Source organism: Streptomyces sp. Qhu_M48, assembly GCF_051305195.1.
In the GTDB taxonomy this organism is placed as follows: domain Bacteria; phylum Actinomycetota; class Actinomycetes; order Streptomycetales; family Streptomycetaceae; genus Streptomyces.
Window position 1 is genome coordinate 5,306,855 of record NZ_CP195432.1, and the last position, 11,633, is coordinate 5,318,487.

The following is an 11,633-nucleotide window of genomic DNA, read 5'->3' on the forward strand; positions in this document are numbered from 1 at the left end:
CGGTGTTCGCGCGGCTACGGGACCGGCTGCGGTGACGTCGCGGGCGGGGTCGATGCCGGCGGGGCGGCTGCCGTGAGCTGCCGGGCGAGCCGGAGCGGCTCCGGGTCGGCCCAGTTCCGTACGTCCACGGCCTCGGGCAGGAAGCCGTGGGCACGCAGGGCCTCCTCCTGCCGGGCCAGCAGGTCGAGCCGGGTGCCGGACAGGTCCGGGTGCAGGGTGCGGTGGGTGCCGGGCCGGTAGGCACCCGCGACCCCCTCCGGGCCCGCCCCCGTCTCGGCCCCGAGGATGCGGGCGACCTCGGCCGGCTCACCGGCCGCCCAGTCGGCGGCACGGAGCAGGACGGCCAGGAAACGGGCGACGAGCTCGGGGTGTTCGTCCAGGAGGTCCTGGTGCACGGTGAGGGGGCGCGGGGTGCCGTTGTTGACGCGGTGGGCGGGATCGGGGAGGGAGTCGAGTTCCACGGCCACCTCGGCCCCGGCGCGGCGGGCCGCCTCGACGGCGAGGGCACCCTTCACGTAGACGGCGTCGACCTCTCCCCGGCGCAGGGCGCCCAGCTCGGCGGCCCACTGACCCTGGTGACCGTCGGCGGGTACGTCGACGAGGACCGCGTCGCCGAGCCCGTACCCGGCGGAGGCGAGGACACCCTCGAAGCCGCGCAGGGCCATCGCCCGCCAGAAGTCGATGGGGACGGAGTGCCTGGGCAGGGCCAGACGGAGACCGCGCAGCGCGGCGGCGCCGCGCACCGGGGAGCCGGGAGCGACGAGCACCACCTGGCGCTCCTCGATCCAGGTGAGGCCGATGAGCCGGGTCCGTTCACCTCGCGAACGGGCCCACAGCGCGGGCACGTTGCCACCCTCGCGGAGGAGTCCCGGAAGGGCGTGGGTGAAGTGGGTGGCACGGTCGGCGCCGGGTTCCGCGTCCTGGAGCGAGCGGACGGCGATGCCGTCCGGTGCGAACTCGCCCGCCAGCCAGCCTCGATCGGCGGCGATACCGGTGGCGGTGGGAACGGGGCAACGGGTGAACCAGAGCGTGTCGGGAACGCGGGCGTGCGGCATGGAGGGCTTCCCGGGGTGTGGTGGGAGGACGGCGGGGGCAGCGGAGGGTGCGTGGGGTGCGACGGCAGGTCGCACGATCACGCGCCAGTGACGGAGCGGGGAAGGAACGGCGCGCCGGACCGGATGGATCCGGAGAGGATCGCGGAGCCGGAAGGCCGGGGGGACTGAAGAACCGGGGGGACTGGAGAACCGGGGGAACGGGAAGACCAGGGGAACCGGAAACCGGGTGGGACAAGGCTGGACCGGAGAGGACCGAGGGACCGGCTCACCCGGCCGGCCGCCATCGGCCTGCCGACCGTCGTCCGTCCGCTGACCATCGTCGGCCTGCTGACCGTCGTCGGCCCGCTGGCCATCGTCTGTCCGCTGACCACCCTGGGCCCGCTGACCGCACGAGGCCGAGAAGCGAACCCCGGCGAAGGGCGCCGTCCGAGGGCGACGATCAGCGACAGGCCTCGTCCGAGACGAGCGTCGTCAGCGCCACTGGCGTCAGGCGACGAGCCGTGTCAGCGACAGCCGGCCCCTGCGACGCGCCCCAGGTCGATGTGGCGGCGACGGGTGAGTCCGAGCGGTGCGGGAGAGGCGGTGGGCGCACATCGTGCGCCACGTCGTGCGGTACGTCGTCCGTTCATGACCGGCCTTGCTCCCTTCGGTTCGGCGCCGCTGTGGTGGCTTGGCCGGAACCTTGCCACGGATGCTCGACCTCCGACAACTCGTCTCCCACGATGTGGGATTGCGTATGAACGGCGTGTTTCCGACCGCCCCGGAGCCCTGAATCGGCTCCCGCCATGTGGGAGCGTGGGAGCCCGATCACCCACGGGGAGCGAACCCTATGACGACCGAGGCCGGCATCGCCCGACCCCCGGCGGGCGCCCAGGCGGTCCGCCGCGCACTGGACGTGCTGCACTGTTTCCACGACAACGGGCCCGACCTCAGCGCCTCCGACCTGGCGCGGCGGCTCGGGCTCTCCACCTCCACCGCGCACCGCCTCGCCCGGACCCTGCTCGGCGCGGGCTTCCTCGAACAGGACGCCCGGACCGCCCGCTACCGGCTCGGCCCGGCGATGACGGAGCTGGGCCGCCTCTCGTACCACCAGCGGGGGCTGCATCTGGCCGCCCCCGAGCTGTCCGATCTCGCCGAACGGACGGGCGCCACCGCCGATCTGGCCCTGCGCAGCGGACCGCACGTGGTGATCGTGGCGGGTGGCTCGGTGACACCGAAGGTGGGGCTGCGCAGGCCGCTGCACTCGACGGCGCTCGGGAAGGTGCTGCTCGCCTGGCCCCGCGCGGGCGAGGCGGGCCCGCGCTCGCTGCCGCCGCTGTACGCGTTCACCGAGCGGACGATCGTCGAACCGCCCGCCCTGACGGCCGAGTTGGCGCGGGTACGGGAGGCGGGTTACGCCCTCAACGACGGCGAGTCAGCCCTCGGGGTGCGGACGGTCGCCGTGCCGGTCCTGGAGCGGACGGGGCACGCGCGGTTCGCGCTGGCGGTCCGCGCGACGCCGGAGCTGATCACCGACGCGCGGCTCGACTGGTACCTGGCGCAGGCACGGTCCTGCGCCCGCGCCCTTGAGGTCCTTCTGCTGACCCCCTCGGAGCGGCGCGACCCCGGAGAACGGACCGGCTAGGAGCCTGCCCGCCCCGCCGCACACCTGCTCACCCGATCGACCGCGCACCCGCCGACCTGCGCGCCCAAGATTTCCGCACGGTCGTGCGTTCAGTATCATGGGCACATGAGCGGCAGCACCGGCGGCGGCGCCGGGACCAAGACGGACGGGCGCGTCGAGCGCGGGAACCAGACCCGGCGCCTGGTGCTCGGCCGGACCATGGACATCGCCTCGGTCGAGGGTCTCGAAGGCCTGTCGCTGGGGCGGATCGCGACCGAGCTGCGGCTGAGCAAGAGTGGCGTCTTCGCCCTCTTCGGCTCCAAGGAGGAGCTCCAGCTCGCCACGATCAGGGCCGCCGTGGCCGTATTCGCCGAGCACGTCGTCACGCCCCTCAAGGACGTGCCGCCGGGTGCGCGGCGGGTCCACGAGCTGTGCCGGAACTGGCTCGCGTACTCCTCGGGCAGGGTGTTCGCGGGCGGCTGCTTCTTCTACGCGGTCTCGGCGGAGTTCGACGCCCGTACGGGTCCGGTCCACGACGCCGTCGCCGGGACCCGCCGCGACTGGAACGCCTACGTGGAACAGGCCCTGACGGAGGCTCAGGCGGTAGGGGACTTCGCCGAGGACCTCGATGTGGAACAGCTGGCGTTCGAGGTGATCGCCCTGATGGAGGCGGCCAACGCGCAGTCCGTCCTCTTCGGCGACACCACGGCCTACGTCCGCGCCGAACGGGGAGTCGCCGCCCGACTGCGCGCCTCCGCCACGAACCGGGGCCGGGACGGACTCGACGCCGAGGGGCGCTGACGCGGCGCGTCGGCAGGGCGGTCGACGAACACGCCCGAGGCGTACCGACTCAGCGCGCGGTCACCCGCCCCTCCGACGGCTCCACGGCCGACGGCTCCACGGCCGGGGCCGTCAGGAATTCCATCGCCTCCGTCACGACCGCCGGGTCCAGCAGGATGCGGCGGTGGCCGAGGCCCCGGGTGGCGACGAGCCGGGCCCTGTCGCCGTGGGCCCGGGCGAGGAGCCTCGACTGGGCGGGCGGCACCATGTCGTCACTCTCGTCGTGGAACAGCAGCACGGGAGCGCCGAGTTGGCCGGGCTCCCGGTCGGCACCGAAGCGGTCCCAGACGCCGGGCTCTCCCGGCGCGAGCCGCCGCTCCACATGGTCGCGCATGCACCGGACGACCCGGTCGTCGAGGCCGAGGCCGGCCTGGAAGCCGGCGAGCAGCAGGTCGAAGGAGCCGACGCCGCCGAGCCCGACGAACCGGTCCGTCCGCACGCCGTCGCGGAGGGCGAAGAGGGAGGCGAGGACGCCGAAGGAGTGGGCGACGACGGCGTCGAAGTCGCCGTGGCGCGCGTGCAACTCCCGGATGATCTCGCGGTATTCGAGGATGTTGGTCGCCCGTCCCGGGGAGTCGCCGTGGCCGGGCGCGTCGAAGGCGACCGGACTGTAGCCGCGGGCGAGCAGCGCCTCGGCGAAGGCGGTGAGGCGCGAGGCGCGTGAGGACCAGCCGTGGACGAGGAGGACGGGACGGCTGCCGTCGCCCCAGGCGTAGGTGACGACGTCCTTGCCCCGGACCCGGAGGTGCCCGGTGCGCGCGGTGGCGAGCAGCGCCTCCTCCCCGGGTTTCACCCGTGCCCTGCCGAGGGGGCGGACGAAGAGGTGGAAGGCCCAGCGGCCGGCGGGGCCGGGGGCGACGCGGGCGGTGGCGTTCAGGGCGGTGCGGATGAGCGGAGCCATCGGGTACATGCCGGATCTCCTCGGTCGTCCTGGGCAGGTAAAAATGCTAGCACGACCGTTCGTGTTGTTTTATGGTTCACAGAGAGGCGGGCCGGCGCCCACCCGGAAGCGCCGGCCCGCCTCCCCCACCCGCCTCACCCCGACTCCGACTCCCCCTTCGTCTCCCCCTTCTCCTTCTTCGCCCTGCTGGGCTGCACCCGCTTCGGCTCGCCCGGCATCTTCGGGTACTCCGGCGGATACGGCAGGTCGCCGAGGCCGTGCTCCGCCTCGTCCCGCCGGGCCAGTTCGAGCAGGGGTTCCAGGCTGAACCGCTCGTCGTCCATGTCGGCGTGGACGTCGCCGACCTCGGCGTACCGCACCGGCATCGTCCTGATGTCGAAGTCCCGCGGCACGGCGTCGTCGATCTCCTCCCACCGCAGGGGCGCGGACACGGGGGCGTGCGGTCGCGGGCGTACGGAGTAGGCGGAGGCGATCGTGCGGTCCCGGGCGGTCTGGTTGTAGTCGACGAAGATCCGCTCCCCGCGCTCCTCCTTCCACCACCTGATGGTGACCCGCTCCGGCATCCGCCGTTCCAGCTCCCGGCCGCACGCGATGGCCGCACGCCTGACCTGCGTGAAGGTCCAGTCGGGCGTGATCGGCACGAAGACGTGGAGGCCTCGCCCGCCGGAGGTCTTAGGCCAGCCGCGCAGTCCGTGTTCGTCGAGGACGGCACGGAGTTCGTGGGCGGCGCGGACCGCGTCGGCGTAGTCGGTGCCGGGCTGCGGGTCGAGGTCGATGCGGAGTTCGTCGGGGTGGTCGGTGTCGTCCCGCCGTACCGGCCAGGGGTGGAAGGTGAAGGCCCCCTGGTTGGCGGCCCAGAGCACGGCCGCCGGTTCGGTGGGGCACATCTCGTCGGCCGACCGGCCGCTGGGGAAGGTGATGTGGGCGGTGGGGATCCAGTCGGGCATGTACTTCGGGGCGCGCTTCTGGAAGAAGGACTCGCCGGTCACCCCGTCGGGGTAGCGCTCCAGGGTGGTGGGGCGGTCCCGCAGGGCGCGGGTGATGCCGTCGCCCACGGCCAGGTAGTAGCTGACCACGTCGAGCTTGGTGTAGCCGGGTTCGGGGAAGTACACCTTGTCCGGATGGGACACGCGCACGGTCCGGTCGCCGACTTCCAGTTCCACCGCTGCCGCCTTGCCTGCCATGCCGGTCAGCCTAGGGCTCGCCGACAACTCCCGCATACCGGACAATCGCCTCATGGATCTTCCGGTGATGCCGCCCGTGAAACCGATGCTCGCCAAGTCCGTGAAGCGGATTCCGCCCGGCATGCAGTACGAGGCGAAGTGGGACGGCTTCCGCGCGATCGTGCACCGGGACGGAGCGGAACTCGTCATCGGCAGCCGTACCGGCAAGCCCCTCACCCGGTACTTCCCCGAGCTGGTCGAGGCGCTCGCGGCCCGGCTGCCGGAGCGCTGCGTGGTCGACGGGGAGATCGTCGTCGAGCACGGCGGTCATCTCGACTTCGACCGGCTCAGCGAGCGGATCCACCCGGCCGAGTCGCGGGTCCGCATGCTGGCCGAGGCCACTCCGGCGCGGTTCGTCGCCTTCGACCTGCTCGCCCTCGGGGACGAGGCGCTGCTCGACACCCCGCTGAGCGAGCGCCGGGCCGCCCTGGAGAGGGTGTTCGCGGGGATCGACGCGCCAGTTCACCTGGCCCCGGCGACCCGGGACGCCGAGCTCGCCGCCCGCTGGTTCGAGCAGTACGAGGGCGCGGGGCTCGACGGGGTGATCGCCAAGCCGCTCGACCTGCCGTACCGTCCGGACGCCCGCCTCATGTACAAGATCAAGCACGAGCGGACGGCCGATGTCGTGGTGGCCGGCTACCGCCTCCACAAGAGCGGCCCGGTGGTCGGCTCACTCCTGCTCGGCCTCTACGACGACCGGGGCGCCCTCCAGCACGTCGGCGTGTGCGCGGCCTTCACCGCGCAGCGGCGGGCCGAGTTGATCGAGGAGCTCGCACCGCTCCGGATGGACCCGCCGGACGGGCACCCGTGGGCGGCGTGGGCGGAGGAGGCGGCGCACGAGGGGGCGCGGCTGCCGGGTGCGCCGAGCCGCTGGTCGGGGAAGAAGGACCTGTCGTGGGTGGCGCTGCGGCCCGAGCGGGTCTGCGAGGTCGGTTACGACCACATGGAGGGCGACCGCTTCCGGCACACGGCCCAGTTCAAGCGGTGGCGCCCGGACCGCGCGCCGGAGTCCTGCGGGTACGGGCAGTTGGACGAACCCGTGTCGTACGACCTGTCCGAGATCCTCGACTAGGACCCCTTCTCCGGAATGCACCATTCCGCGACGTGAGATCCTTCACATTCCCCGGGCGGACGGACGGGGCGCAACACCCTTGAATCGACCATGTGTTCGCCGCCCGTGCGGGCGATATACAGGGACGGTACGGATGTCCGCCGCCGTCACCCGACCCCGTACCTGCGAGAACACCCCCGTCCCCGGATCACGTGCGCGCCGGGTCGCCCGACCTGATCCGCCCCGGACCGCCCGGAGGGCCGTCCCGGTCGTCGCCCGACCGCGACGACGCCGTACCGGAACCCGTACGTCGATCCGGTACGTATGGAGGGGAGAACACTTCCGTACGCTCCCCGGACCCGCTAGGACTGACCCGTGATCACCTCTCTCTCGCGCCTCGTACCCGTTCCCATCCCCGACCGTGTCGCCGCGCTGATCGGGTCCTGCCTGCCCCTGCACGTCCTCCAGGCCGAGATCGACGCGGACTGCGCGGCGCGCGAGGTGTACCGGTTCCGGGGACCGCTCTGCGCGGAGGACCGGGCCGACCGTGAGCACGCCCTCGCCGCGCTCGCCCGCGCCAACAAGATCCTCGCCAAGCACCACCCGACGCTGCCCGTCGCCCCCTGACGGTCCGCCGGGCCGCTCACCCACCGGAACCGACCGGACTCCGGGGCCGGTCACCCGCCCCGGACACGCCGCCGGCGCCCCCTGACGGGTCCGCCCGTTCGGCCGCCCCCCGCATGCACCCGGACGGGGCCGGTGTGACGCTGCGAGAGTGACCACGACCAGCGACGCAGCGCCCGCGCCCCCGGCCGCCACCGAGCCACCCGTGCTCGACCGCCGCCGCCGCAACATCGTCTTCGGCACGATCATGCTGGGTGTCCTCCTCGCGGCCCTCGACCAGACCATCGTGGGCACGGCACTGCCCACGATCGTCTCGGACCTCGGCGGCGCCGCCCACATGTCGTGGGTGGTCACCGCCTACCTGCTCGCTGAGACGGTCGCGACCGTCCTCGTCGGCAAGTTCGGCGATCTCTTCGGCCGCAAGGTGATCTTCCAGATCTCGGCGATCATCTTCATCACTGGCTCGTTCCTCTGCGGACTCGCCACCAACATGACGCTGCTCATCGTCTGGCGCGGTCTCCAGGGCATCGGCGCGGGCGGCCTCATGGTCACCTCGATGGCGCTCATCGCCGATGTGATCCCGCTGCGCGAACGGGGGAAGTACCAGGGCGCGATCGGCGCCGTGTTCGGTGTGTCCACCGTCATCGGCCCGCTCCTCGGCGGTCTGTTCACCGACCACCTGAGCTGGCGCTGGGCCTTCTACGTCAACGTGCCCATCGCGATCGCGGTCGTCATCGCCGCCGCCCGCACCATCCCCTCCGTACGCTCCGCGAGCCGACCGGTCATCGACTACGCCGGCATCGCGTTCGTCGCCGCCGGATCCAGCGCCCTGATCCTGGCGACCAGTTGGGGCGGCAACGAGTACGCCTGGAGCTCCGGGGTCATCATCGGCCTCTTCGCCGGCGGCATCATCGCCCTCGCCCTGTTCTGCTGGGTCGAGACCCGGGCGGCCGAACCGATGCTGCCCATGCGGCTCTTCGGCAACCCGGTCTTCACCGTCTGCTCGGTGCTGAGCTTCGTCGTCGGCTTCGCCATGCTCGGCGCGATGACCTTCCTTCCGACGTACCTCCAGTACGTCGACGGGGACTCGGCGACCGTCTCCGGCATCCGCACCCTCCCCATGGTCGTCGGTCTGCTCATCGCCTCCGTCTTCAGCGGCAACGTGGTCAGCAAGACGGGCCACTACCGGATCTTCCCGATCGTCGGCTGCCTGGTGATGGGGCTCGGGCTCTATCTGCTGTCGCTCATGGAACCGGGGACCAGCACCTGGCTCGCGTCGCTGTACATGTTCGTGCTCGGCGTCGGCATCGGTCTGTGCATGCAGGTCCTGACCATCGCCGTACAGAACACCGTCGACTACGCCGACCTCGGCACGGCCACCTCCGGCGTCACCTTCTTCCGTACGCTCGGCAGCTCCTTCGGCACCGCCGTCTTCGGCACGATCTACGTCAACTCCCTCCGGCCCAACCTGGCGGCCGGGGTCGGCGAGGCCACGGCCGTCGCACAGAGCCTCGGCGTGGACCCGGCCGGTGTCGCCCGGGCCGCCCAGAGCCCCGCCGGGGTGCACGGGCTGCCGGACCAGGTCGCCGAACCGATCGTCAACGCCTACGCCGACACCCTCCACACCGTCTTCCTCTGGACCGTGCCGGTCGCCGCCGTCGGCTTCGTCGTCGCGCTCTTCCTCAAGCAGGTGACCCTCCGCGACTCGGCCCGCGCCGCCGCCCCCGACATGGGCGAGGGCTTCGCCTCCCCCACCACCTCCGGCGACTCGGCGAAACTCCTCGAACTGTCCGTCGGCCGGATCCTGCGCCGCACCGACCTGGACACGGCCCGGCGGATCGTCACCGACTCCGACACCCGGCTCGACACGGCCGGGGCCTGGGCGGTGATGCAGGTCGAACTGTTCACCCGCACGGTCGGACACGCGAGCCTGGGCCTGATCTCGGCCGGGCGGCGGGTGCCGCCCGAGGTGCTCCTGCCGGTCTTCGACCGCATGGTCGACGAGGGCTTCCTCACCCGCGACGGCAGCCTGCTCTCGCACACCCCGGCGGGCAAGCGCGAGGCGGACGTGATCACTCACGCCTGGGGCGACTGGCTCTCCGGCCGCATCGAGGAGGAACGCGGCAAGCCCAGCGGGCCCGAGCTGCGCGTGGCGACGGACGCCATCGCGAAGCGGATGGTCGCCGAGGACCTCGCGCACGGCCTGCCGCGCGACAGGCCGAAGGTGTCGGCGGGGGCGCGCTGAGACCCGCGCCCGGCCGGACTGTCCCGGGGGCGCCGCTCTCCGTGCCCGAGGTCCTCACGAGCGGCCTCACGCACGACCTCACGAGCGGACTCGCGCACGACCTCACGCGCGGCCCCGGCCGACGGTCTCGGGGGCCCTGGGACTCGTCGGACCGGACGGCGCCCCTACTCCGTGACGTCCCCGTCCACGTACACCCACGCTCCCTCGTGCCGGGCGAAGCGGCTCCGCTCGCGCAGGGCGCCGGGCTCGCCGCCGTGGACGTAGCGCGCGGTGAAGGTGACGGTGCCGCGCTGGTGGAAGGCCGTGCCCTCGGTGGCTCCCTCGATCTCCAGCCCCGCCCAGCGCATGCCGGGGTCGAAGTCGACCTCGCCCGGTCGCGTCTCCGGCGCCCACGTGCGCAGCAGATAGCCCTCGTCGCGGACGACGAACGCGCTGTAGCGGGAGCGCATGAGCAGCTCGGCGGTGGGAGCCGTGCCGCCCGCACCCGTGTGGAACCGGCCGCAGCACGCCCCGTACGGGGCGCCGAGGCCGCACGGGCAGGGCGATTCCGCGGTGACGGCGGGCGCGGGGACGGCGGTCGTACGGGGGCGGGTCTTGCGTCGGGACATGCCGCCATTGTCCCCCACCGGACGCACGGCACGGCGCCCGGCAGGTGGACGGCCGGGTGGACGCCGGGCCGGATTCCCGCTGCTCGGAGCGGTCGCCCGAGTAGCGTACGAGCATGAAACTGACGATTCTCGGAGGCGGCGGATTCCGGGTGCCGCTGGTGTACGGCGCTCTCCTCGGCGACCACGCCGAGGGGCGGGTCACCCACGTCACCCTGTACGACCTCGACGAGGGGCGGCTCTCGGCCATCGCCAGGGTCCTCGCGGAGCAGGGCGAGGGGGTGCCGGACGCGCCGCGGGTGACGGCGACGACGGACCTGGACGAGGCGCTGCGCGGGGCGGACTTCGTGTTCTCCGCGATCCGCGTCGGCGGCCTGGAGGGCAGGGCGGCCGACGAGCGGATCGCGCTCGCCGAAGGCGTCCTCGGCCAGGAGACGGTGGGGGCGGGCGGCATCGCCTACGGCCTGCGGACCGTGCCCGTCGCGGTGCGCGTCGCCCGCCGGATCGCCGAACTCGCCCCGGACGCCTGGGTCATCAACTTCACCAACCCGGCCGGCCTGGTCACGGAGGCGATGTCCCGGATCCTCGGCGACCGGGTCGTCGGCATCTGCGACTCCCCCGTGGGTCTGGGCCGGCGGGTCGCGCGCGTCCTGGGCGCCGACCCGGACGAGGCCTGGATCGACTACGTGGGCCTCAACCACCTGGGCTGGCTGCGGGGACTGCGGATCGGCGGCCGGGACGAGCTGCCCCGGCTGCTCGCCGACGAGGAGGCCCTCGGCTCCTTCGAGGAGGGCAGGCTGTTCGGCCCCGAGTGGCTGCGCTCGCTGGGCGCCATCCCCAACGAGTATCTGCATTACTACTACTTCAACCGGGAGGCCGTGCACGCCTACCGCACCGCGGAGCGGACCCGCGGCGCCTACCTCCGCGACCAACAGGCCGGTTTCTACCGGGAGATGGGCAAGCCGGACACGCCCGCCCTCGCCGCCTGGCACCGTACGCTCGCCGACCGCGAGGCCACCTACATGGCCGCCAACCGGGAGGCCGCCGGGATCGGGGAGCGCGACGAGGAGGACCTGGAGTCCGGTGGCTACGAGAAGGTGGCGCTCGCCCTCATGCGGGCGATCGCGCGCGACGAACGGGCCACGCTGATCCTCAACGTGCGCAACGGCACGACACTCGGCGCGCTCGACGCGGACGCGGTGATCGAGGTGCCCTGCGTGGTGGACGCGAACGGCGCCCATCCGGTGGCGGTGTCCCCACTGCCGTACCACGCGGTGGGTCTGGTGACGGCGGTGAAGGCCGTGGAACGGGAGGTCCTCGCGGCGGCGGAGAGCGGCTCGCGGTCGGCCGCCGTGAAGGCCTTCGCCCTGCACCCGCTGGTCGACTCGGTGGCGGTGGCCCGCCGGCTGGTGGACGGCTACACGGCGGAGCACGCGGGGCTGGCGTACCTGCGACACTGAGGCGACACCCGTCCGTACGACCGGCC

11 protein-coding genes are annotated in these 11,633 nt (G+C 72.9%); 6 read left to right on the forward strand and 5 right to left on the reverse strand.

What is annotated here, in order from left to right; translation table 11 throughout:
* Positions 1–14: 14 nt before the first annotated feature.
* Together ACRRSS_RS23985 and ACRRSS_RS23990 are read right to left on the reverse strand one after the other, a co-directional pair.
* The gene (locus ACRRSS_RS23985) at positions 15–1,055 is read right to left on the reverse strand and encodes an ABC transporter substrate-binding protein (protein WP_435973185.1); all 1,041 of its coding nucleotides are present in this window, start codon (positions 1,053–1,055) and stop codon (positions 15–17) included.
* A gap of 503 nt (positions 1,056–1,558) precedes the next feature.
* Complete coding sequence (locus tag ACRRSS_RS23990) at positions 1,559–1,684, reverse strand: putative leader peptide (RefSeq protein ID WP_435973186.1); 126 nt, start codon at positions 1,682–1,684, stop codon at positions 1,559–1,561.
* Between the two features lie 200 nt (positions 1,685–1,884).
* Here ACRRSS_RS23990 and ACRRSS_RS23995 point away from each other — a divergent pair, with 200 nt between their 5' ends.
* Positions 1,885–2,679, forward strand: coding sequence for an IclR family transcriptional regulator (locus ACRRSS_RS23995; protein WP_435973187.1), 795 nt, complete (start codon positions 1,885–1,887; stop codon positions 2,677–2,679).
* Positions 2,680–2,784: 105 nt separating this feature from the next.
* The gene (locus ACRRSS_RS24000) at positions 2,785–3,459 is read left to right on the forward strand and encodes a TetR/AcrR family transcriptional regulator (RefSeq protein ID WP_435973188.1); all 675 of its coding nucleotides are present in this window, start codon (positions 2,785–2,787) and stop codon (positions 3,457–3,459) included.
* A gap of 49 nt (positions 3,460–3,508) precedes the next feature.
* On the opposite strand, the gene ACRRSS_RS24005 is transcribed toward ACRRSS_RS24000, so the two are convergent.
* Both ACRRSS_RS24005 and ligD read right to left on the reverse strand, forming a co-directional pair.
* Entirely contained in the window at positions 3,509–4,408 is a 900-nt protein-coding gene (locus ACRRSS_RS24005; RefSeq protein WP_435973189.1) for an alpha/beta hydrolase, read from the reverse strand.
* 125 nt (positions 4,409–4,533) lie between these two features.
* A complete protein-coding gene (gene ligD, locus ACRRSS_RS24010) occupies positions 4,534–5,583 on the reverse strand; it encodes a non-homologous end-joining DNA ligase (RefSeq protein ID WP_435973190.1) in 1,050 nt (349 codons plus the stop codon).
* Positions 5,584–5,635: 52 nt separating this feature from the next.
* On the opposite strand from ligD, the gene ACRRSS_RS24015 reads away from it, so the two are divergent.
* The 3 genes from ACRRSS_RS24015 to ACRRSS_RS24025 all read left to right on the forward strand — a co-directional run bounded on the left by ACRRSS_RS24015 (position 5,636) and on the right by ACRRSS_RS24025 (position 9,542).
* A complete protein-coding gene (locus tag ACRRSS_RS24015; protein WP_435973191.1) occupies positions 5,636–6,694 on the forward strand; it encodes an ATP-dependent DNA ligase in 1,059 nt (352 codons plus the stop codon).
* A gap of 354 nt (positions 6,695–7,048) precedes the next feature.
* A complete protein-coding gene (locus tag ACRRSS_RS24020) occupies positions 7,049–7,300 on the forward strand; it encodes a hypothetical protein (RefSeq protein ID WP_435973192.1) in 252 nt (83 codons plus the stop codon).
* A 148-nt stretch (positions 7,301–7,448) separates the two neighbouring features.
* The gene (locus ACRRSS_RS24025; protein ID WP_435973193.1) at positions 7,449–9,542 is read left to right on the forward strand and encodes an MDR family MFS transporter; all 2,094 of its coding nucleotides are present in this window, start codon (positions 7,449–7,451) and stop codon (positions 9,540–9,542) included.
* A 164-nt stretch (positions 9,543–9,706) separates the two neighbouring features.
* Here the strand turns inward: ACRRSS_RS24025 and ACRRSS_RS24030 are convergent, their stop codons facing one another.
* On the reverse strand, positions 9,707–10,150 hold the full coding sequence (locus ACRRSS_RS24030; protein ID WP_435973194.1) for a YchJ family protein: 444 nt from the start codon (positions 10,148–10,150) through the stop codon (positions 9,707–9,709).
* Positions 10,151–10,263: 113 nt separating this feature from the next.
* Between ACRRSS_RS24030 and ACRRSS_RS24035 the strand changes: the two genes are divergently transcribed.
* Complete coding sequence (locus tag ACRRSS_RS24035) at positions 10,264–11,607, forward strand: 6-phospho-beta-glucosidase (RefSeq protein WP_435973195.1); 1,344 nt, start codon at positions 10,264–10,266, stop codon at positions 11,605–11,607.
* The last annotated feature ends 26 nt before the right edge of the window (positions 11,608–11,633 follow it).